Origin of the sequence: Streptomyces sp. TLI_55, from assembly GCF_900206255.1 — a bacterium.
Classification (GTDB): Bacteria; Actinomycetota; Actinomycetes; order Streptomycetales; family Streptomycetaceae; genus Streptomyces; species Streptomyces aquilus.
Genome location: NZ_OAOJ01000001.1, coordinates 2,810,256 through 2,835,631, shown reverse-complemented (window position 1 = coordinate 2,835,631; position 25,376 = coordinate 2,810,256). Strand labels below are relative to the sequence as shown.

The 25,376-nt window shown below is 70.4% G+C and carries 24 protein-coding genes and 1 tRNA gene; 12 read left to right on the top strand and 13 right to left on the bottom strand.

The genetic code is table 11. The annotated features are described in order from the left end of the window. Positions 1–80: 80 nt before the first annotated feature. Positions 81–2,813 carry a pyruvate dehydrogenase (acetyl-transferring), homodimeric type gene (gene aceE / locus CRP56_RS13180; protein ID WP_097263573.1) on the bottom strand — a complete coding sequence of 911 codons (2,733 nt, stop codon included), beginning with the start codon at positions 2,811–2,813 and terminating at the stop codon, positions 81–83. A 377-nt stretch (positions 2,814–3,190) separates the two neighbouring features. Here aceE and CRP56_RS13175 point away from each other — a divergent pair, with 377 nt between their 5' ends. The 6 genes from CRP56_RS13175 to CRP56_RS13150 all read left to right on the top strand — a co-directional run bounded on the left by CRP56_RS13175 (position 3,191) and on the right by CRP56_RS13150 (position 7,756). Beyond that, on the top strand, positions 3,191–3,628 hold the full coding sequence (locus CRP56_RS13175; protein ID WP_059191515.1) for a DUF3052 domain-containing protein: 438 nt from the start codon (positions 3,191–3,193) through the stop codon (positions 3,626–3,628). A gap of 143 nt (positions 3,629–3,771) precedes the next feature. Beyond that, complete coding sequence (locus tag CRP56_RS13170) at positions 3,772–4,230, top strand: peroxiredoxin (RefSeq protein WP_079309780.1); 459 nt, start codon at positions 3,772–3,774, stop codon at positions 4,228–4,230. A 113-nt stretch (positions 4,231–4,343) separates the two neighbouring features. Further along, positions 4,344–4,919 (top strand): calcium homeostasis/redox stress adaptation protein, encoded by a 576-nt coding sequence (locus tag CRP56_RS13165; protein ID WP_059191513.1) that lies wholly within the window; start codon positions 4,344–4,346, stop codon positions 4,917–4,919. Between the two features lie 130 nt (positions 4,920–5,049). After that, the gene (locus CRP56_RS13160; protein WP_059191512.1) at positions 5,050–5,625 is read left to right on the top strand and encodes a TerD family protein; all 576 of its coding nucleotides are present in this window, start codon (positions 5,050–5,052) and stop codon (positions 5,623–5,625) included. 125 nt (positions 5,626–5,750) lie between these two features. Further along, positions 5,751–6,896, top strand: a complete 1,146-nt coding sequence (locus CRP56_RS13155) for a DUF475 domain-containing protein (protein ID WP_097263568.1) — start codon at positions 5,751–5,753, stop codon at positions 6,894–6,896. A gap of 122 nt (positions 6,897–7,018) precedes the next feature. Continuing rightward, a complete protein-coding gene (locus CRP56_RS13150; protein WP_097263564.1) occupies positions 7,019–7,756 on the top strand; it encodes a TerD family protein in 738 nt (245 codons plus the stop codon). Positions 7,757–7,850: 94 nt separating this feature from the next. Here CRP56_RS13150 and CRP56_RS13145 read toward each other — a convergent pair whose 3' ends face one another. Beyond that, positions 7,851–8,651, bottom strand: coding sequence for a TerD family protein (locus CRP56_RS13145; RefSeq protein WP_097263561.1), 801 nt, complete (start codon positions 8,649–8,651; stop codon positions 7,851–7,853). A gap of 222 nt (positions 8,652–8,873) precedes the next feature. On the opposite strand from CRP56_RS13145, the gene CRP56_RS13140 reads away from it, so the two are divergent. Genes CRP56_RS13140 through CRP56_RS13130 form a run of 3 tightly spaced genes read left to right on the top strand, consistent with a single transcriptional unit; the run spans position 8,874 to position 13,365 of the window. Further along, positions 8,874–10,040, top strand: coding sequence for an HpcH/HpaI aldolase/citrate lyase family protein (locus CRP56_RS13140; RefSeq protein WP_097263558.1), 1,167 nt, complete (start codon positions 8,874–8,876; stop codon positions 10,038–10,040). A 20-nt stretch (positions 10,041–10,060) separates the two neighbouring features. After that, positions 10,061–12,559, top strand: coding sequence for a phosphoribosyltransferase (locus CRP56_RS13135; protein ID WP_097263555.1), 2,499 nt, complete (start codon positions 10,061–10,063; stop codon positions 12,557–12,559). Further along, positions 12,559–13,365, top strand: coding sequence for an HAD family hydrolase (locus CRP56_RS13130; protein WP_097263552.1), 807 nt, complete (start codon positions 12,559–12,561; stop codon positions 13,363–13,365). The genes CRP56_RS13135 and CRP56_RS13130 overlap by 1 nt, the downstream gene beginning before the upstream one ends. A gap of 76 nt (positions 13,366–13,441) precedes the next feature. Here the strand turns inward: CRP56_RS13130 and CRP56_RS13125 are convergent, their stop codons facing one another. The 3 genes from CRP56_RS13125 to CRP56_RS13115 form a co-directional block, all read right to left on the bottom strand. Beyond that, positions 13,442–13,651 (bottom strand): FmdB family zinc ribbon protein, encoded by a 210-nt coding sequence (locus CRP56_RS13125; protein ID WP_097273997.1) that lies wholly within the window; start codon positions 13,649–13,651, stop codon positions 13,442–13,444. 16 nt (positions 13,652–13,667) lie between these two features. After that, on the bottom strand, positions 13,668–15,059 hold the full coding sequence (locus CRP56_RS13120) for a hypothetical protein (RefSeq protein ID WP_097263549.1): 1,392 nt from the start codon (positions 15,057–15,059) through the stop codon (positions 13,668–13,670). Between the two features lie 75 nt (positions 15,060–15,134). Next, on the bottom strand, positions 15,135–15,905 hold the full coding sequence (locus CRP56_RS13115) for a DUF4097 family beta strand repeat-containing protein (protein WP_097263546.1): 771 nt from the start codon (positions 15,903–15,905) through the stop codon (positions 15,135–15,137). 189 nt (positions 15,906–16,094) lie between these two features. Between CRP56_RS13115 and CRP56_RS13110 the strand changes: the two genes are divergently transcribed. Continuing rightward, positions 16,095–16,169, top strand: a tRNA-Val gene (locus tag CRP56_RS13110). Positions 16,170–16,217: 48 nt separating this feature from the next. Here the strand turns inward: CRP56_RS13110 and CRP56_RS13105 are convergent. The 3 genes from CRP56_RS13105 to CRP56_RS13095 all read right to left on the bottom strand — a co-directional run bounded on the left by CRP56_RS13105 (position 16,218) and on the right by CRP56_RS13095 (position 18,441). Further along, a complete protein-coding gene (locus CRP56_RS13105; protein WP_097263543.1) occupies positions 16,218–16,565 on the bottom strand; it encodes a hypothetical protein in 348 nt (115 codons plus the stop codon). Between the two features lie 147 nt (positions 16,566–16,712). Then, positions 16,713–17,618, bottom strand: coding sequence for a ketopantoate reductase family protein (locus CRP56_RS13100; RefSeq protein WP_097263540.1), 906 nt, complete (start codon positions 17,616–17,618; stop codon positions 16,713–16,715). A 67-nt stretch (positions 17,619–17,685) separates the two neighbouring features. Further along, a complete protein-coding gene (locus CRP56_RS13095) occupies positions 17,686–18,441 on the bottom strand; it encodes an MBL fold metallo-hydrolase (RefSeq protein WP_097273995.1) in 756 nt (251 codons plus the stop codon). Positions 18,442–18,500: 59 nt separating this feature from the next. Here CRP56_RS13095 and CRP56_RS13090 point away from each other — a divergent pair, with 59 nt between their 5' ends. After that, positions 18,501–18,731 (top strand): DUF2277 domain-containing protein, encoded by a 231-nt coding sequence (locus tag CRP56_RS13090; RefSeq protein WP_097263537.1) that lies wholly within the window; start codon positions 18,501–18,503, stop codon positions 18,729–18,731. Between the two features lie 26 nt (positions 18,732–18,757). Here CRP56_RS13090 and CRP56_RS13085 read toward each other — a convergent pair whose 3' ends face one another. From CRP56_RS13085 to CRP56_RS13065, 5 genes are all read right to left on the bottom strand, one after another. Then, positions 18,758–19,372 carry a DedA family protein gene (locus CRP56_RS13085; protein WP_097273993.1) on the bottom strand — a complete coding sequence of 205 codons (615 nt, stop codon included), beginning with the start codon at positions 19,370–19,372 and terminating at the stop codon, positions 18,758–18,760. 161 nt (positions 19,373–19,533) lie between these two features. Then, a complete protein-coding gene (locus tag CRP56_RS13080; protein WP_097263533.1) occupies positions 19,534–19,974 on the bottom strand; it encodes a DoxX family protein in 441 nt (146 codons plus the stop codon). A gap of 87 nt (positions 19,975–20,061) precedes the next feature. Continuing rightward, positions 20,062–21,963 carry an FAD/NAD(P)-binding protein gene (locus tag CRP56_RS13075; protein ID WP_373559642.1) on the bottom strand — a complete coding sequence of 634 codons (1,902 nt, stop codon included), beginning with the start codon at positions 21,961–21,963 and terminating at the stop codon, positions 20,062–20,064. Positions 21,964–22,087: 124 nt separating this feature from the next. Then, positions 22,088–23,719, bottom strand: coding sequence for an alkaline phosphatase D family protein (locus CRP56_RS13070; protein ID WP_097263530.1), 1,632 nt, complete (start codon positions 23,717–23,719; stop codon positions 22,088–22,090). A 62-nt stretch (positions 23,720–23,781) separates the two neighbouring features. Then, positions 23,782–24,426 carry an HNH endonuclease family protein gene (locus CRP56_RS13065; protein ID WP_097263526.1) on the bottom strand — a complete coding sequence of 215 codons (645 nt, stop codon included), beginning with the start codon at positions 24,424–24,426 and terminating at the stop codon, positions 23,782–23,784. Between the two features lie 351 nt (positions 24,427–24,777). On the opposite strand from CRP56_RS13065, the gene CRP56_RS13060 reads away from it, so the two are divergent. After that, positions 24,778–25,359 carry a TMEM165/GDT1 family protein gene (locus CRP56_RS13060; RefSeq protein ID WP_097263523.1) on the top strand — a complete coding sequence of 194 codons (582 nt, stop codon included), beginning with the start codon at positions 24,778–24,780 and terminating at the stop codon, positions 25,357–25,359. Positions 25,360–25,376 lie beyond the last annotated feature (17 nt).

Sequence of the window (25,376 nt, the reverse complement as noted above, 5' to 3'; positions counted from 1 at the left end):
AGGGGAACGGGGACGCGAGAAGGGCGGGGAGCCGCTCGGCCCACCGCCCTTCAGCGCACTTCAGCGCACCATCGTGCGTGCTACGCGTCGCCGCCCGCAGCGCCCGGGTCGGCCGCCGCCACGTCCAGGAGCTGGTAGCGGTCGATCGCCTGCTTCAGTGCCGAGCGGTCGACCTTGCCCTCCTTCGCGAGCTCCGTCAGCACGCCCACCACGATCGACTGCGCGTCGATGTGGAAGAACCGGCGGGCCGCACCCCGGGTGTCCGCGAAGCCGAACCCGTCCGCGCCCAGCGACTGGTACGTGCCCGGCACCCACCGCGCGATCTGGTCCGGCACCGCCCGCATCCAGTCGGACACCGCCACGAACGGCCCCTGCGCACCCGACAGTTTCCGCGTCACGTACGGCACCCGCTGCTCCTCCTCGGGGTGCAGCAGGTTGTGCCGCTCGACGTCGACCGCCTCGCGCCGCAGCTCGTTCCAGGAGGTCGCCGACCAGACGTCCGCCTTGACGTTCCACTCCTCGGCGAGGATCTTCTGCGCCTCGATCGCCCACGGCACCGCGACACCGGACGCGAGGATCTGCGCCGGGATGGAGCCCGAAGTGCCCTCGCTGTAGCGGTGGATGCCCTTGAGGATGCCCTCGACGTCCACGTTCTCGGGCTCGGCCGGGTGCTGGATCGGCTCGTTGTAGACGGTGAGGTAGTAGAAGACGTCCTCGGCCTCGGGGCCGTACATCCGGCGCAGACCGTCCTGCACGATGTGCGCGATCTCGAACCCGTACGCCGGGTCGTACGCCACACAGCCCGGGTTGGTGGAAGCCAGCAGCTGCGAGTGGCCGTCCGCGTGCTGCAGCCCCTCACCGGTCAGCGTCGTACGCCCCGCGGTCGCACCCAGCACGAAACCGCGCGCCAACTGGTCGGACATCTGCCAGAACTGGTCGCCGGTGCGCTGGAAACCGAACATCGAGTAGAAGACGTAGACCGGGATCAGCGGCTCGCCGTGCGTCGCGTACGCCGAGCCCGCCGCGATCAGCGACGCCGTGCAGCCCGCCTCCGAGATGCCGTCGTGCAGCATCTGGCCCGTCGGCGACTCCTTGTAGGCAAGCAGCAGATCGCGGTCCACCGACTCGTACTGCTGGCCCAGCGGGTTGTAGATCTTCGCGCTCGGGAAGAACGAGTCCATGCCGAACGTGCGGTACTCGTCCGGCGCGATCAGCACGAACCGCTTGCCGAGCTCCTTGTCCCGCATGAGGTCCTTGAGGAGCCGGACAAAGGCCATCGTCGTCGCGATGGACTGATGACCCGAGCCCTTCTTCACGGTCGCGTACGTCTTGTCGTCCGGCAGCGCGAGCGGCTTGGCGCGCACCACGCGCGTGGGGACGTAACCGCCCAGCGACTTGCGGCGGTCGTGCATGTACTGGATCTCCTCCGAGTTCCGGCCCGGGTGGAAGTACGGCGGCGCGCCGGACTCCAGCTCCTTGTCGGAGATCGGCAGGTGCAGCCGGTCGCGGAAGCCCTTGAGGTCGTCGACCGTCAGCTTCTTCATCTGGTGGGTCGCGTTGCGGCCCTCGAAGTTCGGGCCCAGCGTCCAGCCCTTGACCGTCTTGGCCAGGATCACCGTCGGCTGGCCCCTGTGCGCCTTGGCCGCCGAGAACGCCGCGAAGATCTTCTTGTGGTCGTGACCGCCGCGGCCCAGGTGCAGGATCTGGTCGTCGGTCATGTTCTCGACCATCGCGCGCAGCCGGTGGTCGTCACCGAAGAAGTGCTCGCGGATGTACGCGCCGGACTCGGTGGCGTACGTCTGGTACTGGCCGTCCGGCGTGGTGTTCATCCGGTTGACCAGCACCCCGTCGCGGTCCTGGGCCAGCAGCGGGTCCCAGGAGCGGTCCCAGACCAGCTTGATGACGTTCCAGCCGGCGCCGCGGAAGACGGACTCCAGCTCCTGGATGACCTTGCCGTTGCCGCGCACCGGCCCGTCCAGGCGCTGGAGGTTGCAGTTGACGACGAAGGTCAGGTTGTCCAGGCCCTCGCGGGCGGCGATGGTCAGCTGGCCGAGCGACTCAGGCTCGTCCATCTCGCCGTCGCCGAGGAACGCCCACACATGCGACTTCGACGTGTCGGCGATCCCGCGCGCGTGCATGTACCGGTTCATCCGCGCCTGGTAGATCGCGCCGATCGGGCCGAGCCCCATCGACACGGTCGGGAACTCCCAGAAGTCCGGCATGAGCCGCGGGTGCGGGTACGAGGACAGGCCGTACGGCGCCTTGGACTTCTCCTGGCGGAACGCGTCGAGGTTCTGCTCGCTGAGGCGGTCCAGCAGGTACGCGCGCGCGTAGATGCCCGGGGAGGCGTGGCCCTGGAAGAAGACCTGGTCGCCGCCGTCGCCCTCGTCCTTGCCGCGGAAGAAGTGGTTGAAGCCCACGTCGTACAGCGAGGCCGAAGAGGCGAACGTGGCGATGTGGCCGCCGACGCCGATGCCGGGCCGCTGGGCCCTGGACACCATCACCGCGGCGTTCCAGCGGGTCGCGTTGAGGATCTTGCGCTCGATCTCCTCGTTGCCGGGGAAGAACGGCTCGTCCTTGGTGGCGATCGTGTTGACGTAGTCCGTGCTGCGCATCTCGGGCACGGCCACGCGCTTCTCGCGGGCCCGCTCGATCAGCCGCAGCATCAGATAGCGGGCCCGCTCCCGGCCGCGCTCGTCGACGGCGGCGTCAAGGGAGTCGAGCCACTCCTGGGTTTCCTCGGGGTCGAAGTCAGGAACCTGACTCGGAAGGCCGCCAATGATGATCGGGTTGCGATCGGATCCGGAAGCCACGCTGTTCCTTACCTGTCAGAGGGCCGTATTCCTGTATGTCTGCACCGCTCCCCATCGTGTACCTCGGGGCGCCAAACGTCATCTCTACTGCGGGGTAACCAGAGGCGCGCAGCCAGGTATGGTTTCCAAACGCACATAGGGGGCGGAAACGAGTGGCATGCGTCACCGTGGAGCCATGATGATGTGCCTGGAGTTGCGGTGACACGTTCCGGAACGTCACCGTTTCGGCGGTCTGAACGGCCGGGTACTTGCGCGATCCGTCCCGCCCGTGTGGACTACGGCCAATGCTTCGCGCACGCGCGTGGCTGAGTCTTCCCCCGGAGCCCTGGACGGGCCTGGGGGGACCCCCATCCGAAGACATGATCAGGAGGCAACCCGTGAGCGCGACCGCGGACCACGCGGAGGAGCGGACGAACCCTGCCGCAAGGCTGGGGTTCCAGCCCGAGCAGGTGGTCCAGGAGATCGGCTACGACGACGACGTCGACCAGGAGCTCCGCGAGGCCATTGAGGAAGTCATCGGCGGCGAGCTGATGGACGAGGAGTACGACGACGTCGCCGACGCCGTGGTGCTGTGGTTCCGCGACGAGGACGGAGACCTCACCGACGTACTGGTGGACGCCACCACGTACATCGAGGAGGGTGGCTCGATCCTGCTGCTGACGCCGAAGACCGGCCGCGACGGCTACGTCGAGCCCAGCGACATCTCCGAAGCCGCGACGACGGCGGGGCTCTCCGCCTCCAAGAGCGTCAGCGTCGGCAAGGACTGGAGCGGCAGCCGTCTGGTGACCCCGAAGGGCGCCAAGTCGAAGCGGTGACCTCCGTCCGGTAGTACCGGTAGTTCCGGACGGGCTGAGCCACCCCGTGTGCTCAGCCCGTCCGTCGGCATGTCGTGATCTCTGCGTAGGGTGGGTCTCACCCGAACAGTCCCCACCAGTCCCACCGAAAGGGATTCACGACGATGGCGATCCAGGTCGGCGAAAAGGCCCCCGACTTCGAGCTCAAGGACAACCACGGTGCGACCGTGAAGCTGTCCGACTTCCGCGGCAGCAAGAACGTCGTCCTGCTCTTCTACCCCTTCGCCTTCACCGGGGTGTGCACCGGCGAGCTGTGCGAGCTGCGCGACAACCTGCCGCAGTTCTCCGACCGCGACACCCAGCTGCTCGCCGTCTCCAACGACTCCATCCACACCCTGCGTGTCTTCGCCGAGCAGGAGGGCCTGGAGTACCCGCTGCTGAGCGACTTCTGGCCGCACGGCGAGGTCTCCCGCGCCTACGGCGTCTTCGCCGAGGACAAGGGCTGCGCGGTGCGCGGCACCTTCGTCATCGACAAGGAGGGCGTGGTCCGCTGGACCGTCGTCAACGCGCTGCCCGACGCCCGTGACCTGAACGAGTACGTCAAGGCGCTCGACACCCTGTGATTCTTCGGTTCCAAGGCCTGCGGGCCACGGGAACCCGTCACTAGGATCGAGTCGTTGATCCGGTACCAAACGCATGGCGGGGCTCCCCGCCCCTGGACACCAATGGAGGACTCGTGGGAGTCAGCCTCAGCAAGGGCGGCAACGTATCGCTGACCAAGGAGGCCCCCGGCCTGACCGCGGTCATCGTCGGTCTGGGGTGGGACGTCCGCACCACGACCGGCACGGACTTCGACCTCGACGCCAGCGCGCTGCTGCTGAACAGCTCCGGCAAGGTCAGCAGCGACGCCAACTTCGTCTTCTTCAACAACCTCAAGAGCCCCGACGGCTCCGTCGAGCACACCGGCGACAACATCACCGGTGAGGGCGAGGGCGACGACGAGCAGATCAAGGTCAACCTCGCGGCCGTCCCGGCCGACATCGAGAAGATCGTGTTCCCGGTCTCGATCTACGACGCCGAGAACCGCCAGCAGTCCTTCGGCCAGGTCCGCAACGCGTTCATCCGCGTGGTGAACCAGGCCGGCGAGGCGGAGATCGCGCGCTACGACCTGTCCGAGGACGCCTCGACCGAGACCGCCATGGTCTTCGGTGAGCTGTACCGGCACGGCGCGGAGTGGAAGTTCCGCGCCATCGGCCAGGGCTACGCCTCGGGCCTGCGCGGCATCGCGCAGGACTTCGGCGTCAACGTCTGACGTCGGCAATGTTCCACGGCTGAGTCGTGACCTTCCGGGACACGACATTGCCGGATCCGGCGCCGTACGGTTTGCGTGCGGCGCCGGACGCGCACCACAACAAAAAAGGCACACGGGGAGGACCAGCATCATGGGCGTCACGCTCGCCAAGGGGGGCAACGTCTCCCTGTCCAAGGCCGCACCCAACCTCACGCAGGTGATGGTCGGTCTCGGCTGGGACGCACGCTCCACCACCGGAGCCGACTTCGACCTCGACGCCAGCGCGCTGCTGTGCGCCGGAGGACGGGTCATGGGTGACGAGTGGTTCATCTTCTACAACCAGCTCAAGAGCCCGGACGGCTCGGTGGAGCACACCGGCGACAACCTCACCGGCGAGGGCGACGGCGACGACGAGTCGATCCTGATCGACCTCTCCAAGGTGCCGGCCCAGTGCGACAAGATCGTCTTTCCGGTCTCGATCCACATGGCCGACGAGCGCGGGCAGACCTTCGGCCAGGTCAGCAACGCCTTCATCCGCGTGGTGAACCAGGCCGACGGCCAGGAGCTCGCCCGCTACGACCTCTCCGAGGACGCCTCCACCGAGACCGCGATGATCTTCGGCGAGGTCTACCGCTACGGCGGCGAGTGGAAGTTCCGGGCCGTCGGACAGGGGTACGCGTCCGGCCTGCGGGGCATCGCCCTGGACTTCGGGGTCAACGTCTCATAACGCGTTATGAGCAAAAGCCGGTCCCCGGTGGGCGGCGAAGGGCTCGGGACTAGACTTCGGCTTCAAAGTCTTCGTAAAGCCGAGTACGGCGCGGGGGAGACCCGTACACAAGGATTGGGTAGCCAGTGGTTCTGAAAACCTTCGGCTGGTCGTTCGCGATCACCGCGCTCGGCCTCGTCGCAGCGGTCTTCTACGGGGGGTGGGAGGCCTTCGGCATCGTCGCGATCCTCTCGATCCTGGAGATCTCGCTGTCCTTCGACAACGCGGTGGTCAACGCCGGGATCCTGAAGAAGATGAGTGCCTTCTGGCAGAAGATCTTCCTCACCGTCGGTGTGCTCATCGCGGTCTTCGGCATGCGGCTGGTGTTCCCGGTCGTCATCGTCGCGATCAGCGCCAAGATGGGCCCGATCGAGGCCGTTGACCTCGCCCTGAACAACAAGGATCACTACCAGGAACTCGTCACCGACGCCCACCCGGCGATCGCCGCGTTCGGTGGCATGTTCCTGTTGATGATCTTCCTCGACTTCATCTTCGAGGACCGGGACATCCAGTGGCTGCGCTGGATCGAGCGCCCGCTCGCCAAGCTCGGCAAGGTCGACATGCTGTCGGTCTGCATCGCGCTGATCGTCCTGCTCATCACCGCCTTCACCTTCGCCACCCACGCCCACCAGCACGGTGGCGCCCATGTCGACAAGGCACAGACCGTCCTGATCTCCGGCATCGCCGGTCTGATCACGTACATGGTCGTCGGCGGACTCTCCGGCTACTTCGAGGACAAGCTCGAGGAAGAGGAGGAGCGGGAGCACGAGGAAGAGGAAGAGGCCGCGCGCACGGGCAAGAAGAAGCCCGCCGTCGTCCTCGCCGGCCAGGCCGCGTTCTTCATGTTCCTCTACCTGGAAGTCCTCGACGCGTCGTTCTCCTTCGACGGTGTCATCGGCGCCTTCGCCATCACCAACGACATCGTCCTGATGGCCCTCGGCCTCGGCATCGGCGCCATGTACGTCCGGTCGCTGACGGTCTACCTGGTCCGCCAGGGCACCCTCGACGACTACGTCTACCTGGAGCACGGCGCGCACTACGCGATCGGCGCGCTGGCCGTGATCCTCATGGTCACCATCCAGTACGAGATCAACGAGGTCATCACCGGCCTCGTCGGCGTCGTCCTCATCGCCTGGTCCTTCTGGTCCTCCGTGCGCCGCAACAAGGCACTCGCGGCGGCCGAGGGAAACACGGGCTCGGACGAGAAGACTGAGGTCTCGTCCGGGGTGTGACGCCCCTCGGGCTGAGGGAACGCTCTGAGCGGGGCGGCATTGAGGTGACTCCTCGACGCCGCCCCGTCGGTCTTTGACACAGTGATGCCGGCAGTGCGGCGGCCAGTGAGGTGGGGGCGGTAATGGGCTTCTTGGACGGACTCTGGCCCGGACGCGCGGTCGAGTTCGACTCGGGCAGCGCGGCGAGCAACGCGATCGAGCTGACCAAACGGCACGACCGGGTGTCCCTGACCAAGCAAGGCGCGGCGACCGGGCATCTGCGCATCAACCTCGCCTGGCGGATGCGGACCTCCGACATCGGTGGCAGCCAGCGCGAGTCGCTGCTGCGGCACCCTTTCCGGGCGCTCAAGCCGCCGGAGGTCATGGGCCACAGCCAGAGCATGGTCAACGTCGACCTCGACCTGGGGTGCCTGTACGAGCTCACGGACGGCTCCAAGGGCGTCGTGCAACCCCTCGGCGGCCTCCTCGGGGACGTCAACTCACCGCCGTACGTCAAGCTCAGCGGCGACGACCGGTTCGGGTCGGCGTCCGGCGAGACGGTCTACGTCAACCTCGACCACCGGGACTCCATCAAGCGGATCCTGGTGTTCGTCTACATCTACGACCAGACGCCGGCGTTCGACCGGACCCACGCGAGCGTGACGCTGTATCCGAGCAACGGGCCGCGGATCGAGATAGGTCTCGATGAGCGGCATCCTCAGGCTCGGTCGTGCGCGGTGGTGATGATCGAGAACGTGAAGGGGGAGATCATCGTGCGGCGTGAGGTGAAGTTCGTGTACGGGTTCCAGGCGGAGCTGGATCGGTTGTACGGGTGGGGGCTTCAGTGGGGGCGCGGTTATAAGACCAAGGCGGAGCGGTGAGGTTCGCCCAGGGGCTCGGGGGGTTGTGTTGCTCGGGGGGTGCGGGCCGTGTGTGGCTGGTCGCGCAGTTCCCCGCGCCCCTAGGTGAGTCCCCCTAGCGCCCGATGAATTGTGGGCCTTGGGGAGGCAGCCGGAAGTCCGGGTCCAGCGTCGCTCCTGCCGGGACCGGCGCCGGAGGCTGTGGGTAGCCGTATGCCGGCTGGCTGGTCGGCTGGGGGTAGCCGTACGCCGGTTGCGTCGTCGGAGGCTGCTGCGGGTAGCCGTAGGCCGGCTGCTGGGGGACCGCTGTCGGCTGTTCCGGGGGGAGGGGCTGGGAGGTCTCCGGGGTCGGAGTCGGCTCCTCCGTGGCCTCCGAGTCGTCCACCGAGATGCCGAAATCGCTGGCCAGGCCCTTCAGACCGTCCGAGTAGCCCTCACCCAGGGCGCGGAACTTCCAGCCCTCCCCGCGGCGGTACAGCTCCCCGCAGATCAGCGCCGTCTCGCGGCCGGTCTCCGGCTTGATGTCGAAGTAGGCCAGCGGCTCAGCGTCGGCGACCGCGGCGTCGTACAGCAGGATGCGCAGCCCGCGTACGGTGTCGAACGTGACGCCGTCCGCCGATGCGACCAGCAGAATCTGGCCGACGCCGGGCTCGACACCGGAGAGATCTGTCTGGATCGTGTCGGTGAGGCCCTCGGCGACCCGCTTCTTGCCGAGCCGCCACACCTTCCCGGAGGGGTGCCGGGGCTGGTTGTAGAAGACAAAGTCCTCGTCGGAACGTACACGGCCGTCGGGGCCGAGGAGCAGCGCCGAGGCGTCGACATCCGGGACCCCCTGCCCGGGCGTCCAGCGCACCACGGCGCGCACCGTGGTGACATCGAGCGGGACGTTCGACCCCTTCAGCATGGCGTGCGTCATGCGGTCATCCTGCCTTCTCGGTCCTGATCACGACAACGCGGGGGTACGGGCGGCCGACGCGGGTACCCGGCAGTGCTCGACAATGGTCTCCACACGGTTGTCCCCGCGGGCGTTACCTGAAATTCATGCCCGGCGGGAACCTCTGACATGGCTCGGTACGTACTATTACCGGCCACCTGTTCTCAAAATCCACAGGCTTACCTTGCGCCACGGGGGAGTTTTATGCGTCATTTCGGGCACATCGCCCCTGAGGTGCGACAGCGGCTCTTCCATCGCGAGCCCTGCGTGTTCGACGCGGAATCGCCGGCCCGGCTGCTGTCCGCGGCCCTGGGCGCCACGCTGTACAGCCCTGCCACCCGGCCCCGGCTGGCCGACGACATCGTCAAGCAGACCGGTCGCGGCGTGGTCTCGATGGTGCTGTGCCTGGAGGACTCCATCGGTGACGAGGACGTCGCCGCCGGTGAGGAGAACCTGGTCCGGCAGTTCGCCGACCTCGCCGCCCGCGAGGACGTCGAGCCGCCCCTGATCTTCATCCGGGTCCGGACCCCCGAGCAGATCCCCGACCTCGTCCAGCGCCTCGGCCCGACCGTACGGCTGCTGTCGGGGTTCGTGTTCCCCAAGTTCACCGAGGAGCGCGGCATCCCCTTCCTGGAGGCCCTCGCCGCCGCCGAGCACGCGAGCGGCCGCCGCCTCTTCGGCATGCCGGTCCTCGAAACCCCCGAGCTGATGTACCGCGAGTCGCGCGTCGACGCCCTGGAGGGCATCGCCCGCGCGGTCGACAAGTACCGCGACCGCGTCCTCGCCCTGCGCCTCGGCGTCACCGACTTCTGCTCCTCGTACGGCCTGCGCAGAGCCCCCGACATGACGGCCTACGACGTCCAGATCGTCGCCTCCGTGATCGCCGACGTGGTCAACATGCTGGGCCGCGCCGACGGCACCGGGTTCACCGTGACCGGCCCCGTCTGGGAGTACTTCCGCGTCCCCGAGCGCATGTTCAAGCCGCTCCTGCGTACCAGCCCCTTCCTGGAGGGGCAGGCCGTGGAGCTGCGCGAGAAACTGATAGAGCACGCCATGGACGGGCTGCTGCGGGAGATCTCCCTCGACCACGCCAACGGCCTGCTGGGCAAGACCTGCATCCACCCCTCCCACGTGCCGGCGGTGCACGCGCTGTCCGTCGTCAGTCACGAGGAGTACAGCGACGCGGCCGACATCCTGCGGCCCGAGCGAGGCGGCGGAGGCGTCCTGCGCTCGCAGTACACGAACAAGATGAACGAGGTGAAACCGCACCGCGCCTGGGCCGAGCGGACCATGCTGCGCGCGGAGGTCTTCGGCGTCGCGAACGAGGACGTCAGCTTCGTCGACCTGCTCGCCGCCGGTATACCCGCCTGAAGCTCCGATTCAAGGGACGCATGAACAACGCAGTGAACAGCAGGGTGCCGGACACCATCTGGTCCGGTACCTGGGTCGCCGAGCGCCTCGGGGTCGAGCTCGTCGGCGACGAGGGCCTGACCGACCTCCTCGGCCTGGCCCTGCGCCGCAACCCCAAGCGAGCCCACCTCCTCGTCTCCCACGTGCTCGGCAAGCACGTACCGCAGTCGCCGACGGTGGTGTACAGCCACGGCTTCGCCCTCGGTCGCAGGGTGCGCGACCTGCTCGGCGAGGAGGCGGCCACCGCGGTCGTCCTCGGCTACGCGGAGACCGCGACGGGCCTCGGCCACTCCGTCGCCGACGGTCTGGGCCTCGCCCCGTACCTCCACTCCACGCGCCGCCCGGTCGCCGGGGTCGCCCCGGCGGGTGGCTTCGAGGAGTCCCACTCCCACGCGACGTCCCACCTGCTGCTGCCGGAGGACGCGGGACTGCTGGCCGGTGACGGCCCTCTGGTGCTGGTCGACGACGAGTTCTCGACGGGCAACACGGTCCTGAACACGATCAGGGACCTGCACGAGCGGTACCCGCGGGGCCGGTATGTGGTCGTGGCCCTGGTCGACATGAGGTCGGAGGCGGACGCGGGGCGCCTGGAGGAGTTCGCGCGGGAGATAGGCGCGCGGGTGGACTTGGTGGCGGCGGCGTCGGGGACGGTGCGGCTGCCGGAGGGGGTGCTGGAGAAGGGACAGGCGTTGGTCGCGCGGTACGAGGGGGAGAGTGCCGCAGGGGGTGGTGTGTCGTCTGCGGGCTCGTCGTGGCCGGTCGCGCGGGCGCGACCAGCCCCCACTCACCCGCAGTCAACACTCGACCGCGTCGACCTCCACTGGCCCCCCGGGCTCCCCGACGGCGGACGTCACGGCTTCACCCCCGCCCACCGGGCCCGCTTCGAAGCCGCCCTCCCCGAAATGACCGCCCGCCTCGCAGAGGCGCTCCCGGCGGACGCCCGCCGTATCCACATACTCGGCTTCGAAGAGCTGATGTACGCGCCCCTGAGGCTCGCCCGCGAGCTGGAGCAGGTCGCGGGAGGCGCCGAGGTCACCTACTCCACCACCACCCGCTCACCCGTCCTCGCGGTCGACGACCCCGGTTACGCGATACGCAGCCGCCTCGTCTTCCCCGCCCATGACGATCCCGCCGACGGCCCCGGCGACCGCTACGCCTACAACATCGCCGGCGCCGGATTCGACGTGGTGGTCGCCGTGGTCGACTCCGCCGCCGACACCCCCGAACTGCATGCTCCCGACGGCCTGTTGGCGCAGCTGGCCGAAACCGCCCCGCACATACTGCTCGCGGTCGTCCCCTCGTACGTCCCCGAAAGGCCCTCCATGCTCCCCGAGCCCCTCCGCGGCCCCGCCTTCTCCTCGTACGCCCCCGACGAGGTCGGCTGGCTGCTCCAGGACCTGTCGGACGTGACGCTGGAGGCACCGACCGAGGAGCGCGAGGAGGCCATCCAGAGCGGCGGCGCGCACTACGCGGAGTCGCTGCCGGTGGAGTACCAGCCCAGCGAGCAGTACCAGCAGCTCTTCCACACCGCCCTGGACGCGTCCGCGGCGCGGCTCGCGCAGGCCGTGGGCGCCGTGACGGAGATCGTGCTCGAAGAGCGCTCGCCCCGGCCCGTCCTCGTCTCGCTCGCCCGCGCCGGAACCCCCGTCGGCGTCCTGATGCGCCGCTGGGCCCAGTTCCGGCACGGCCTCGACCTGCCCCACTACGCCGTCTCGATCGTCCGCGGCCGCGGCATCGACGCCAACGCGCTGCGCTGGCTCGCCGCCCACCACGACCCCGCCGACGTCGTCTTCGTCGACGGCTGGACCGGCAAGGGCGCCATCACCCGTGAACTCGCGGACGCCGTCAAGGAGTTCGAGGCTGCGGGCGGCGCCACCGGCTTCGACCCGGAGATCGCGGTCCTCGCCGACCCGGGCTCGTGCGTGAAGACGTACGGCACCCGCGAGGACTTCCTCATCCCCTCCGCCTGCCTCAACTCCACGGTCTCCGGCCTGATTTCCCGCACCGTCCTGCGCGCGGACCTGGTCGGCCCGGACGACTTCCACGGCGCGAAGTTCTACCGCGAACTCGCCGGCGCCGACGTTTCCGTGGACTTCCTGGACGCGGTCTCCGCGACCTTCCCGGAGGTCGCGGACACGGTGGAGCAGCAGGTCAAGGAGCTGATGTCCGGTGACCGCGAGCCCACTTGGGAGGGCTGGGCGGCCGTCGAACGCATCAGTGAGGAGTACGGCATCCACGACGTGAACCTCGTCAAGCCCGGCGTCGGCGAGACCACCCGGGTGCTGCTGCGCCGCGTGCCCTGGAAGATCCTCGCGAAGGCCGGTGCGGGCACCGACCTCGACCACGTACGGCTGTTGGCCGAGCAGAGAGGCGTACCGGTGGAAGAGGTGGCCGAACTGCCGTACACCTGCGTGGGGTTGATCCACCCCAAGTACACGCGGGGCGCGACCGGCGCCGACGGCAAGGCGGTGGCGGTCTGATGCCGGTGCTGGTGGCGAGCGACCTCGACCGTACGCTCATCTACTCCTCGGCGGCCCTCGCGCTGACCATGCCGGACGCGCGGGCGCCGCGGCTGCTCTGCGTCGAGGTGCACGAGAGCAAGCCGCTGTCGTACATGACGGAGACGGCGGCCGGACTGCTGGGCGACCTCGGTGACGCGGCGGTGTTCGTGCCGACGACGACCCGGACCCGCAAGCAGTACCAGCGCATCAACCTGCCCGGCCCGGCGCCCACTTACGCCATCTGCGCCAACGGCGGCCATCTGCTGGTGGACGGCGTCACGGACGCCGACTGGCACGCCCGCGTCCAGGCCCGCCTGGCCGACGAGTGCGCGCCGCTGGACGAGGTGCGCGAGCATCTGCTGCGCACCGCCGACCCCGTGTGGGTGCGCAAGCACCGGGTCGCCGAGGACCTCTTCGCCTACCTCGTCGTCGAGCGCGAGCTGCTGCCCGAGGAGTGGGTGAAGGAGCTCGCGGTGTGGGCGGAGAACCGCGGCTGGACGGTCTCCCTCCAGGGCCGCAAGATCTACGCCGTCCCGAAGCCGCTGACGAAGAGCGCGGCAATGCGGGAGGTGGCGCGCAGGACGGGGGCGGAGCTGACGCTGGCGGCCGGTGACTCCTTGCTGGACGCGGACCTGCTGCTGGCCGCGGACAGGGGCTGGAGACCCGGGCATGGAGAGCTGGCGGAGGCGGAGTGGGCAGCGCCGACGATCACAGCGCTGCCGGAGAGAGGCGTACTGGCCGGGGAGCGCATTCTGCGGGAGTTCTTGAAGGCAACGCGGCAATAAACGCCCTGTCCTTAGGGGCGCGGGGAACTGCGCGATCAACCCCCACTCACCCGCGCCCGACAACGCACCCGTCTGCCTAGCCGCAACACCCTCCACCACAACAACCGCCGCCAGCCTTGGGCGCCGGCGCCGCACTCGCCGTACCCCCCACAGCCACCGTCGACAACAACTTCACCGTGTCCTCATGCCCCGCAGGGCACGTGGCCGGCGCCGAGGACTCAGCCATGGGCCGGCTCAACTCAAACGTGTCGCCGCAACTCCGGCAGCGGTACTCATAACGAGGCATGCACACAGGCTAACCGTCAGTGCGGCGCAGCCCCTCGCTCATCCCGGATCTGCGCCACCACCCGAGCCACCGCCTGCCGCACCGCCTCCGTCTCCGTGAGGAAGTGCCAGTAGTCGGGGTGCCGCCCCTCCAACGTGCCGATCGCCCGCTCGAGCCGGGCCACCGACTCGTCCAGCGGGCGCGCGTGCCGGGGATCGGGCGTGTTGCGTCCGGTCATCGCCAGCCGCTGCGCGTCCCGGATGGCGAACCGCGTCCGGTCGATCTCCTGCTGGGGGTCCTTCTGCACGGCGTTCAGCCGGCGCAGCCGGTCGCCGGCCGCCGACACGGACTCGTCCGTCGAGTTCAGCAGCGCCCGCACCGTGGACAGCAGCGCCGTCGCGTCCGGCCACCGCTGCTCGTCCCGCGCGGCCCGCGCCTCGGTGAGCTTGAGCTCGGCCTGGCGTACGTTCTCCACCGCCTGGCCGGGAACCTGCTGGAGGTCCTGCCAGCAGGCCGCGGAGAAGCGTCGCCGCAGCTCGCTGAGGACCGGCTCGACCTGGCCGGCACGGGTGGTGAGGGCCTGCGCGCGGGTGCGGAGCGAGACGAGCCGGTGGTCGATCTCGGCGGCCTTCTCCGGCAGCCGCTCGGCCTCCACGCGGACCGCCTCGGCCTCCCGGGAGACGCGCTCGGCACGCTCCACGGTCTGCGGGACGCCATGCGCCCCGGCACCTTGGTTGAGCTTGGTCAGCTCGGGGCCGAGGGCGGCGAGCCGGGCGGCGAGGTCGTCGGCCTTCAGGCCCGACTGCCGTACCGCGTCGAGGGCGTTGGACGCCGCCAGCAGTCCCTGCCGCGCCCGCTCCACCGCCGGGGCGAGCCGGGCCAGCTGAGTCTCGGCCTTGCCGAGCAGCGGCCCGAGGCCGTCCGCGAACCGGTCGAGATCCTGCTTGACCCGGCCGAGCTCGTCCTTGGCGGCGGTCAGCTCGGTGCGGGCGCGGGCCGCGACCGACGCCTCCAGGTCGTCGCGGTCGAGGTCATGGGCGTCGACGGCGTTGATGTACTGACTGCTGGCCTCGTCGATACGGCGGCCCAGGGCCTCGAAGTCGGAGACGGCCCGGCGGGCGGCGGGGGAGTCGTCGACGGCCGTGATGGTCTCTATCGAGATCCGCAGGTCGCGCTGGGCGGTGTCCAGCTCGTAGAACGCGGCCGCGGCGGCGTCCTTCGCGGCTTGCGCCTCGGCCCGCTGGTTCTCGGCGCGGCCGCCGAACCAGCGGCGGGTGCCGCCGCCGGCGAACGCCGAGGGCAGCGCGAGGGCGGCGACCAGGGGCAGCGCGAGAAGGGTGAGGGTGTCGCGCAGCGCGGAGTGGGTGCGCGGCGCCGACGGCGAGTGCGGTTGTGCCGGCGAGTACGGCTGTGCTGGTGTCGCCGTCACATCCCTCTCCCGTGCTGTGTCCGTCCTGGCCCGGTTGTCATTCTCCCACCGGTTAAGGACGAACACACGGGCCCGTTAGTTCGCGGTCCTGACGGTGACTTTGCCGTCGCCGGTGTGCGCGGATATGACGTGCGAGCTGGAGTCGTCGCGCGGGACGGAGACGTCCACCCCGCCGTCGCCGGTCTCGGTCGAGACGCGGTACGTGGCCTTGGGCAGTTCGACGGTGACGGAGCCGTCCCCGCTGCGGGACTCCACCAGGTCCGGTACGGCGCGCAGTTCGAGGTGCACGGAGCCGTCACCGGTGCGGGTGCGCACCTTGGGGGAGGTGACCTCCGCGCGCACGGAGCCGTCGCCGGTCTTCACGTCGAGCGGTCCGCTGGTGTCGGTGACATGGACGGACCCGTCGCCGGTGCTGATGGTCAGTGGCGCCTTGAAGCCCTGCGCCCGCACGCTGCCGTCCCCGTCCTCGACCTTCACGGTGATCCCGCGCGGCACCTCGATGCGGTGCTTGGCCGCGCAGTCGGCGACGACGCCGGTGCAGTGCATCCGCAGCTTGAGCCGGTCGTCCTGCATGGACCAGGTGACCTTGGGGTCCTTGCCGAGTGCGACGGACCCCTGGAACCAGCGCGTGACCTCGACCGTTTTCGCCTTGGCGGCGTCGACGGCGACGATCTCCAGCGCGGAGTCGTCCGAGTCGATGGTGAGGGTGTCGCCGTGCAGGGTGAAGGCCCGCTGGTCGGGATGTTTGTCGTCCCCCGCGGAGGCCCCGCACGCACTGACGGCCCCGATGAGAGCGACGGCCCCGGCGGCGAGGACGGCGCGGGCGGTGACGGAACGACGGGTCATGAGAGTCTCCCCCTGAAGGCACTGACAAGCTCCTTCGACCGTACGGACCGCTGGGCGTCCGGGGGATCCGGGACGCTCCCGGATACAGGGTGGGGAAAACCCCCGAAGAACCCTGACCGCATCCGGTTTGCAGGACAGTGCCCCGGGCAATGTAGGCTGTCGACTCGTCCTGAGCGCGGCTCGGGGTGCGGGTGCGTAGCTCAGGGGTAGAGCGCCTGCCTTACAAGCAGGATGTCGGCGGTTCGAAACCGTCCGCGCCCACCAGCGTGCAGGGGACCCCGGCCGACAGCGGCCGGGGTCCTCTTCGTTTCGTCACTCCGTTTCGTCCCGTACGTGTTCGTCCCGTACGTGCTTCAGCTTCATCCGCGCGTCCACGCGTTCCCCCGCCGCGACCTCCGCCCAGAAGCGGTGGCCGCTGACGAAGACGGCGAGTTCGTGTTCGCGCCGGCGGAGCTTCTCCACCTCTGCCTGTTCGTCGGCCGTCCAGCCGGGTGAGGCGGGGCGTTCCACCTTGCGCCAGCCCGCGGTGTCGCTGAACCCCTCCAGGGGCTCGACGGACCAGGGCAGCCTTTTGAGCAGGGCCGACAGCTCGGCCCTGACCTGATGCAGCTCCTCCTGACCGGCCAGGAGGTCACTCGGAAAGTCATAGGTCGTAGCCACGGCGCAATGCTACGCCTGTTCGATTTAGGGGTGCGAGTTTCTTCAGTGGGTTCGTGTGTTCGAGCCCCGCGCACGAACTCGTCCTCGTCGACCGCGCCCTCGGCGTCCTCTCGCTCGTGGTCGCGGCCGACGACTGACAGGCCGGTCTCAGTGACCGGCGGCCCGCAGCTCGGCCACCAGACGGGTCGCCACCGGGACCGGCACCCCGGAGCGCTCCGCCGCGCGCAGCAACGCCCCGCCGATCGCGTCGAGTTCGAGGGGGTGCCCGGCCTCGGCGTCGCGCTGCATGGAGGACTTGGTCTGCGGCGGGAACGCGTCGTAGCGGGCAAGGGCCTGGGCCGGGTCCACCGAGGCGCCCGACGCGCGGCTGACCGCGGCCGTCTCCTCGACCAGGGCGATCAGCTCCTCGCGATGCCGTGTGCGGACGTCGCCCAGCGGGAGCGCGTAGCGCGTGGTGAGCAGGGCGAGCGGGGCGAGGAACGCCATCTTGGCCCACAGTGCCGAGGCCTCGTCCGGCAGGATCCGGGTGGCCGGCCCGGCCGCGTCCAGGGCCGCCGCCAGTGGCTCCAGGCGGTCCCTCGCCACCTTGTCGCCGCTCAGGTCGATCTCCGCGAGCGGGCTGCCGTGGACGATCTCCCCCGGCGCGACCCGTGTCGACTCCGTCCGGATCACCGCCGGGGCCACCGCCTGATCGCCGTAGCGGGCCCGCAGCGCCGCCGGGTGCTCCACGCCGTTCAGGAACGGTACGAGCGGCGCGTCGCCCAGCGCCGCGGGCGGGACGCGGTCCAGGGCCGCGTCGAGCGCGGTGTGCTTGACCGCCACCAGACAGGCGTCGACCGGCGTACGCAGCTCGGTGTCCGCCTCCACCGCGGCCGTGAAGTCGCCGTACGGGCCGCTGCGGACGTGAATCCCCGTCGTACGGAGCGCCTCGGCCGTCTCGTCCCCGGCCAGGCAGATCACCCGGTGTCCGTTCCGGGCCAGCAGTCCGGCGAGCAGGCCGCCGATGCCCCCGGGGCCCAGTACGGCCACGGTCAGTTTTCGGTCGTGCGTCATCACACGAAGTCCCTTCGTCGGTCGACCCCTTGAGTGGTGGCCGCCTCGCGACGGATCATCGCAGACGTCACAGCCGTACGGTCTCCCCGGGCTCGGGCAGGTGCAGCCGCTCGGTCAGGCCCGCCTCCGCGAACGCCTTCGTCAGCGTCGGGCCGTCCTGCGTGAAGTGGCCCCAGTGCTCGAAGTGCAGGGGTACGACATGACGGGCGCCCAGGATCACGGCCGCCTCCGCCGCCCGCTCGCTGGTCAGGGTGAGCGGGGCGTCCGGCACGAGGGGAGTGCGGGCCGCTCCCGCGAACAGCACCGCCACGTCGAAGGGGCCCTCGCGGTCGGCGATCTCGCGGACCAGGTCCAGGTCGGCGTTGTCGCCGCTGACGTACACCTTCGGCAGCCCCGCCCCGGACAGGACGAAGCCGGTGACCTCGCCGACGAGGGGTTCGGAGCCCTTGGGGCCGTGCAGCGCGGGGACGGCGGTGACGCGGACGCCGCCGACCTCCGTGTGCTCCCAGGCGGGCAGGGCGCGGACGGGGGCGCCGATCCGGTCGTACGCCGAGGCCGTGGACAGGACGAGAGGCGCGGACTCGAGGAATGTCCGGCCGGTGGTGTCGAGGTTGTCCGGGTGCTGGTCGTGGGAGAGCAGGACGGCGTCCACCGGGGCGAGGTCGGCCGCCCGCACCGCCGGGCCGGTCTTCTTCACCAGCGTGCGGGAGCCGAGGTCGTACTCGCCGGGCGCGTCGAAGGTCGGGTCGGTCAGCAGGCGTACCCCGCCGAGCGTGATGACAGAGGTCGGGCCGCCGACGTAAAGGATCTCCACAGAGGTCATGTACTGCACAATCCGGCCGATGCCCCGCGCTATTCCGGCGGCCGGGCCACACTTGAGGCATGTGCCGCAGCATCAAGACTCTTCGCCCGCCCGTGTTGCCCGAGGAGGCGACCGAGGACGAGATCCGGGCCGCCGCCCTCCAGTACGTGCGGAAGGTGTCCGGCTTCCGGGCGCCCGCCGCGCACAACCAGGAGGTGTTCGACCGGGCCGTCGACGCGGTCGCCGAGGCCACCGCCGAGCTGCTGGCCGGCCTGGAGGTGCGCGGGGCGAGCGCGCGTAAAGCGGGGTAGCGCCTGTCCGGCGGATCAGGCCCCGGCTACGCCGGCTGGCGGCGCATCACGTACGCCGCGCCGGCGCCCGCGCCGAACAGGGCCAGCACCGACACGCCGGTCGCCAGCCAGGTCGTGCCCAGCCACCGGCCGCCGTAGTAGCCGAGGGCGACGCTGTACGCCGCCCAGGCCAGGCCCGCCAGTGCGGACCAGGGCAGGAACTCGCGGATGCGGCGGTGGGCGGCGCCCGCGACGAAGGAGACGACCGAGCGGCCGGCCGGGGCGAAGCGGGCGAGGACGACCAGCGGGCCGCCGCCGCGGGCGAGGGCCGAGCCGAGACGTTCCTGCGCGGTGGTCAGCCGGCGGGAGCGGGCGATGGCGCGGTCGAGGCGGTCGCCGCCGCGCCAGGCCAGCCGGTACGCCACCAGGTCGCCGAGGACGGACGCGGTGGCGGCGCAGAGGGTGAGCAGCAGGATGTCCGGGACGTCGGCCGGGACCTTGCCCGCCGCGGTGCCCGCGGCTGCCGCGGTGGCGGCCGTGATGACGAGGACGCCGCTGGGCAGGACCGGCAGGAACACGTCGAGCAGGACCGACGCGGCCACCAGCGCGTAGATCCATGGGCTGCCGATCAGGGCGCCCACGCTCCCGAGATTCTCCAACACCGTCACTCCCCGTTTCCCCCCGTAACAGCCACACAGCGTACGCGGGGGGTGTGACAGGAGGTTCATGGGGGCTCGTGTGTCCTGCACGTGTTGTTCACCGTGCCGACACGCGAACGGCACCCGCCCCCTGCGGGGACGGGCGCCGTCGTGGAGCGGATGGGTCAGGCGGCCACGGGCGCCTTGTCCGTGGCCGGTCGGTCGGCGGCGGCCGGTGAGCGCTTCGCGAGCAGCCGGTCGAGGCCGAAGGCGCCGGAGCCGGTGAACACGAGCAGCAGGAAGGCCCAGCAGAACATCGCCGAGGCCTCGCCGCCGTTCTCCATCGGCCACAGCGCGCCCGGCTGATGGACCTTGAAATACGCGTACGCCATGGAGCCCGAGGCGATGAACGCGGCGGCCCGGGTGCCGAGGCCGAGCAGGACGAGCGCGCCGCCGACGAGCTGGATCACGGCCGCGTACCAGCCCGGCCAGGTGCCGGCCGAGACACTGCTCATGCCGAGTACGCCGAAGAGCGAGGCGGCGCCGTGGCAGGTGAAGAGCAGTCCGACGACGATACGGAACAGGCCGAGGGCGTACGGCTGGGCGCTGTTGAGGCGTCCGGTCATGTGGGGAGTACTCCTACGGTCGGACCGGTCCGTGGGGAGGACCGGTGTGGGGGACAGATCCGTGCGAGCACTCCACGCTAGGCGGGCTCAATCGATGCTTGCAAGTTCAACATTTGGCCACGGATTTGCCTCCGCTTTCGCTTCCGTTTCGCCCGTGGCAGCCCGTAGAGCGGTGCGAATGGCCTCCCTGGCCACCGTGTCGGCATCCGAAAGCGTGACCGAATCCACGCCTGGCCGGGCGCCCGCGGCGGTCACCCAGTGCACTCCCTCCGTCGGTACGCCGAACGCCAACCTCCTTGCGTGCACTTCTCCTTGACGGTCAATCAGACGGTAGGGCCGGGCCGTGACGTCCAGTCCGCCTGTCTCGTACCCGTCGACCGTGTGGGGGCGGCACTCCCCGGCCGCCAGCAGTCCGGCGAGCAGGGGGTCGGCGGTGCGTCGCACGTCAGGTTCCGGCAGCCGTGCCTCTATGAGAGTTGTCACATGGACGGCGGACCCGGGGACGTCCGGCGAGTGCGCCACCCAGGCTCCGTCCCGCTCGGTGACCGCCACCCGCGGGCCGAGCACCTCCACCACGCCCGCCTCCATGAGTGCCACCAACTCCTCGACACGGCGGCGGGGCGGGCCGATGGAGAGGAAGGCGTTGAGCGGCGTGTACCAGCGGTCCAGATGCTCGCGGCGCGAGACGCCGGTCAGGCCGCCGTGGTCGACGATCAGGCGGAGTTCGTTGCGCAGGTCGCGCAGCACGTCGAGGGCCGCCTTGAGGGGGCCGTCCACATTGCCGAGGGCGGCCTGCGCGGCGTCCTCGCGCAGTTGCGCCAGCAGCCAGGAGCGCCACTGGCCGGGGTCGGTGAAGGCGCGGCTCGTATACGGCCGGGAGATGCGGTCCCAGCTCCAGCGGTCGGCGTCCGGGACGCCGAACTCGTCCAGGATCAGGGCCTCTTGGGGGTCGCCGTGCGGGACGGCGAGGAAGCGGTCGGGGAAGTCGGGGCGCCGGGTCAGGGCCGTGTAGTAGACGGTCTCGACCTCCTTCGCGGCCAACGGCCATATCTCCGCGAGGAAGTCGGGCGCCTCACCCGAGTCGGCGCGCTTGCGGAAGCCCGCTATGGCCTCCGGGGTGAGCACGAGCGGGGTGTGCCGGCCGTACGGGCCCTTCGCGTTGTCGCCGCGCGCCTGGTACGGGACGCCGCGCCGGGAGCCGGCGTAGAGGCGGGGTTCGCGGCCGGAGGGGAGATAGCGCAGGCCGTCCGGGCCGGGGACGAAGCGCCCGCCCCGGCCGGTCGTCAACAGGGCTGTGTGGTCGAAGAAGTTGAGGCCCAGGCCGCGCAACAGCACCGGTTCGCCGGGGCGGACGGCGTCGAGGTCGACGTCGGCGGGGTTGGCGGGCGGGATGTGGCGCAGGCCGTGGCGGGTGGCGTACGCCGCCAGGTGCCGTTCCTCCGGTGTGGGGAGCGTGGGCAGATGGCCCTGGGTGAGGACGACGGCGGTGAGGCCGGTCAGGGTGCGGCCGTTGTCGAGGGTGAGGCTCTGGCGGCCGTCGGGGGCGTCGGCGAGGCGGGTGGCGCGGGCCGCGTGGGTCTCGACGCGCACGGCGGGCGGGGCCTCGCGGACCGTACGGGCGAACACCCACTCCAGGTACCGCCCGTAGTGCGCGCGGGTCGGGTACGCGTCCGGACCGAGTGCGCCGGCCGCCCACTCGTACAGGCTCGGTCCTGGCCGGATCGGTCCCGAGCAGTCCACGCTGTCGTCGGTGAACAGGGTGACCTGGCAGGCCACGGTGTTCATCAGCAGCTCGGGCGACTGCGCCACCCGCCAGACACTGCCCGCGCCGGGTGGCGCGGGGTCCACGACGTGCACGGTCAACTCGACGCCGGGTGGAAGGAGTTCAGGGACCGACGCGCACAGCCGCTCCAGGACGCTGGTGCCTCTCGGGCCGGCGCCGACCACGGCGAGGGAGACGGACGACGGCTGCGCGGTCGGTGCGGACAACGGGGAGACTCCCGGGCGTGGGGGGCGCTGGGCAGGGGCCGCCCGCCGGAAGCGGACGCTCCGCCTCATCATGCCGTCGGGGTCAACAGAAGCCAACGCCGGTCCCGGCCACCTCGTGCGCCACTCACGAATCAGTCAGCGCCGACTCCTCCACGGTCTTCAGCACGCCGTTCCTCCGCGCCTGCTCCAGCCGCAGCCGGGCCGAGCGCCCCCGCAGTGTCAGCGTCATCAGCTGGTTGCCGAACCAGGGGCCGCCCGTCCGCCGCCAGTTCACCGGCGGGCGCGGACAACCGCCGTGCACGGCGAAGCGGCGGCCCAGCACCCGGGCCGCCGCACTCCAGCCGAACCGGAAACCGAGGCGTATGGACAGTGGGACCGAGTTGTGGACCGGCGAGCAGGTCAGCTGGAGCACCCGCGCCTGAGGGCCGCCGCCGGAGGGCCATGTGGGCTCGGCGATGTACGCGTGGTGCACGTCCCCCGAGAGCACCAGCACCGTCGCGGGCGCCTCGGGCCCGGACCCCGCCTCCGCGATCAGCGCGGCCAGCGCCTCGAAGGACGCCGGGAACGCCGCCCAGTGCTCCAGGTCGGCCCGGCGCCGCAGATCCTCCCCGAACCGCGCCCAGCGCGCCCCGCGGTCACCCCGGCACAGGGCCGCGTTCCACGCCTCGGCGTCGTGCACCAGGTGGGGCAGCAGCCAGGGCAGCGAGGTGCCGACGAGGAGATGGTCGTACGACCCCCGGTCGGCCAGGGCCTGTTCGCGCAGCCACCGGGCCTCCCCGGGGTCGAGCATCGACCGGTGCTCCTCGTCGAGGACACGGGCCGCCCGGCTGTCCACCATCAGCAGCCGCACCCGCCCGAAGTCGCGCCGGTAACTCCAGCGCACCGCGGCCGGATCGGCGTCGGCCCGGCAGGCGAAGCCGCGCAACTCGTCGGTGCCGTCCGGGTGGTGGCGGACGGCGGCGTAGAGCGGGTCGGCCGCCAGCTCGTCCGGGGTGAGGTTGCCGAGGTGCTGGTACACCCAGTACGACATGAGGCCGCTCAGCAGCCGCTCCCGCCACCACGAGGTGGCCCGCATGTCCTCCAGCCAGGCCGCCGAGGTGTTCCAGTCATCAACGATGTCGTGGTCGTCGAAGACCATGCACGTGGGCACGGTGGACAGCAGCCAGCGCACCTCGGGGTCGAGCCAGGACTCGTAGTAGAGGCGGGTGTACTCCTCGTAGTCCGCGACCTCGCTGCCCGGCGGGTCGCTCAGGTCGCGGCGGGCGGCGAGCCAGCGGCGGGTGGCCGGGGAGGTCTCGTCGGCGTACACCTGGTCGCCCAACAGCACCAGCACGTCCGGGCGTTCGGCGTCCGGGTCGGCGGCGATCCGGGCCGCGAGGGTGTCCAGGGCGTCGGGGCCGACCGGGTCCTTGCCGCCGTCCGGCGGGGCCGCCCAGCGGCAGGAGCCGAAGGTGACGCGGACGGTGTCGCCGTCGGCCGGGGAGTGGAGGGCGGACGGCGGGAAGGGCGAGCCGGGCAGCGGCCACACCCGGGTGCCGTCCAGGAACACCTCGTACGCCTGCGAGGTCCCCGGGGTCAGTCCGGTCACCGGGATCAGGGCGTAGTGGTGGCCGGCGATCTGGAAGGTGCGGATCTCGCCGTGCGCGCCCCGGTCGCCGCGCACCTCGGCGGTGCACGGACGGCTCGCCTCGACCCACACGGTCGCGGACGAGCCGTCGGCGTACCTGAGCAGCGGTCCCAACCGAAGTTCGGCCACGTGATCCTCCTCCGTCGCCCCGTACGGTACGGAACGACGGGGGAGGTTGGGGAGGTCCCGGATCAGCAGGCGCTCAGGTAGTTGGTGAGCGCGCTCTTCTCGGCGGAGTCCACGGACAGGTCGTAGTAGTACTTCACCTGGACCCAGGCGCGGACGTAGGTGCAGCGGTACGAGGTGAGGGACGGCATCCAGGTGGCCGGGTCCTGGTCGCCCTTGGACTGGTTCACGTTGTCGGTGACCGCGAGGAGCTGGGGGCGGGTGACATCGTTGGCGAAGGCCTGGCGCTGTGCGGTGGTCCAGGCACTGGCGCCGGAGTCCCAGGCCTCGGCGAGCGGAACCAGGTGGTCGATGTCCAGGTCGGAGGCGGCGGTCCAGGTGGCGCCGTCGTAGGGGGAGTACCAGCTGCCGCTGGTCGCGGTGCAGGCGGAGTTGGTGACGACGTTGGAGCCGTCGCGCTTGAGGATGTACTCGCGCGTGTTGCAGGTGCCGCTGATGGTGATCCACGTCGGGAACAGGTCGCGGTCGTAGCCGGTGCGGTCCTCGGTCGCCACGGTGAGCGAGGCGAGGTAGGTGCGGGCGGTGGCGGCGCTGACCGGCGTGGGGAGGGCGGCGGAGGCGGTCGGGCCGTTGAAAAGTCCGACCGAGGCTATGAGACCGGTGAGCGCCGCGAGTATGCTCAGCCGTCGACGCGCGTAGAACTTCGGCATGCGAACTCCCTGGGGGTGAGGGGGTGTTGAGGCGTGCGGGCGAAGGAATGCTCGCCGTGCTCTGTTGCGGGGAGATGTGCGTTGGGTGAGAAGCTAGTGACGTGTACATGACACGACAAGCTTTACGGCGAAACGATCTCGTATGATTGACGGAGTTGAAGGGGAGTAGCTCTTCGCCGGACCGTCGACATACTGCTCAGCTCGTCTGAGCCGGCGCCCGGAGGCAGGTCCCTCGCGGACCTCGCCAGCGAGACCTTCGGCACAGCAGTGCACTGACCGTGTGCTGCCATGCCGAGGTGTCGTTTTCGCGGTAACACTCTCGGTGGGGCAGCCCCGACCGATTGAGGAACCTTGATCAGCTTCACCGTGACGGCCGTGGTCTTCGGCGTCGTCTTCCTGGCCGAGCTCCCGGACAAGACCGCCCTCGCCGGGCTGGTCCTCGGCACCCGGTACCGCGCGTCCTACGTCTTCGCGGGCGTCGCCGCCGCCTTCGCGCTCCATGTCGCGCTCGCCGTCGCGGCGGGCAGCGTGCTGACGCTGCTGCCGCAGCAGATCGTGCACGCGATCACCGGTGTGCTCTTCCTCGGCGGCGCGGCCGTGCTGCTGCGGAACAAGGAGGACGGCGACGAGGAGATCCGGCGGCCCGAGAACCAGTCCTTCTGGAAGGTCGCCGGGGCCGGCTTCATGCTCATCCTGGTCGCCGAGTTCGGTGACCTGACGCAGATCATGACGGCGAACCTCGCGGCCCGGTACGACGACCCGCTGTCGGTCGGCCTGGGTGCCGTGCTCGCGCTCTGGGCCGTGGCCGGGCTCGGCATCGTCGGCGGAAAGGCCCTGATGAAGCGGGTTCCGCTGGCGCTCATCACCAAGATCGCGGCCATGCTGATGCTGGCCCTCGGCGTGTGGAGCCTGTGGGAGGCCGTGAGCGCGTGAGCTGAACGGTCGGTGAA

What these genes read in the sequence shown, in the direction of transcription:
- CRP56_RS13080 (WP_097263533.1), bottom strand. Translation starts at nt 19,974, where the DNA reads ATGACCGGACGCCTCAACAGCGCCCAGCCGTACGCCCTCGGCCTGTTC.
- CRP56_RS13130 (WP_097263552.1), top strand. Translation starts at nt 12,559, where the DNA reads ATGCCGGTGCTGGTGGCGAGCGACCTCGACCGTACGCTCATCTACTCC.
- CRP56_RS13090 (WP_097263537.1), top strand. Translation starts at nt 18,501, where the DNA reads ATGTGCCGCAGCATCAAGACTCTTCGCCCGCCCGTGTTGCCCGAGGAG.
- CRP56_RS13170 (WP_079309780.1), top strand. Translation starts at nt 3,772, where the DNA reads ATGGCGATCCAGGTCGGCGAAAAGGCCCCCGACTTCGAGCTCAAGGAC.
- CRP56_RS13100 (WP_097263540.1), bottom strand. Translation starts at nt 17,618, where the DNA reads ATGACGCACGACCGAAAACTGACCGTGGCCGTACTGGGCCCCGGGGGC.
- CRP56_RS13125 (WP_097273997.1), bottom strand. Translation starts at nt 13,651, where the DNA reads ATGCCTCGTTATGAGTACCGCTGCCGGAGTTGCGGCGACACGTTTGAG.
- CRP56_RS13140 (WP_097263558.1), top strand. Translation starts at nt 8,874, where the DNA reads ATGCGTCATTTCGGGCACATCGCCCCTGAGGTGCGACAGCGGCTCTTC.
- CRP56_RS13065 (WP_097263526.1), bottom strand. Translation starts at nt 24,426, where the DNA reads ATGCCGAAGTTCTACGCGCGTCGACGGCTGAGCATACTCGCGGCGCTC.
- CRP56_RS13150 (WP_097263564.1), top strand. Translation starts at nt 7,019, where the DNA reads ATGGGCTTCTTGGACGGACTCTGGCCCGGACGCGCGGTCGAGTTCGAC.
- CRP56_RS13095 (WP_097273995.1), bottom strand. Translation starts at nt 18,441, where the DNA reads ATGACCTCTGTGGAGATCCTTTACGTCGGCGGCCCGACCTCTGTCATC.
- CRP56_RS13115 (WP_097263546.1), bottom strand. Translation starts at nt 15,905, where the DNA reads ATGACCCGTCGTTCCGTCACCGCCCGCGCCGTCCTCGCCGCCGGGGCC.
- CRP56_RS13135 (WP_097263555.1), top strand. Translation starts at nt 10,061, where the DNA reads ATGAACAACGCAGTGAACAGCAGGGTGCCGGACACCATCTGGTCCGGT.
- CRP56_RS13145 (WP_097263561.1), bottom strand. Translation starts at nt 8,651, where the DNA reads ATGACGCACGCCATGCTGAAGGGGTCGAACGTCCCGCTCGATGTCACC.
- CRP56_RS13160 (WP_059191512.1), top strand. Translation starts at nt 5,050, where the DNA reads ATGGGCGTCACGCTCGCCAAGGGGGGCAACGTCTCCCTGTCCAAGGCC.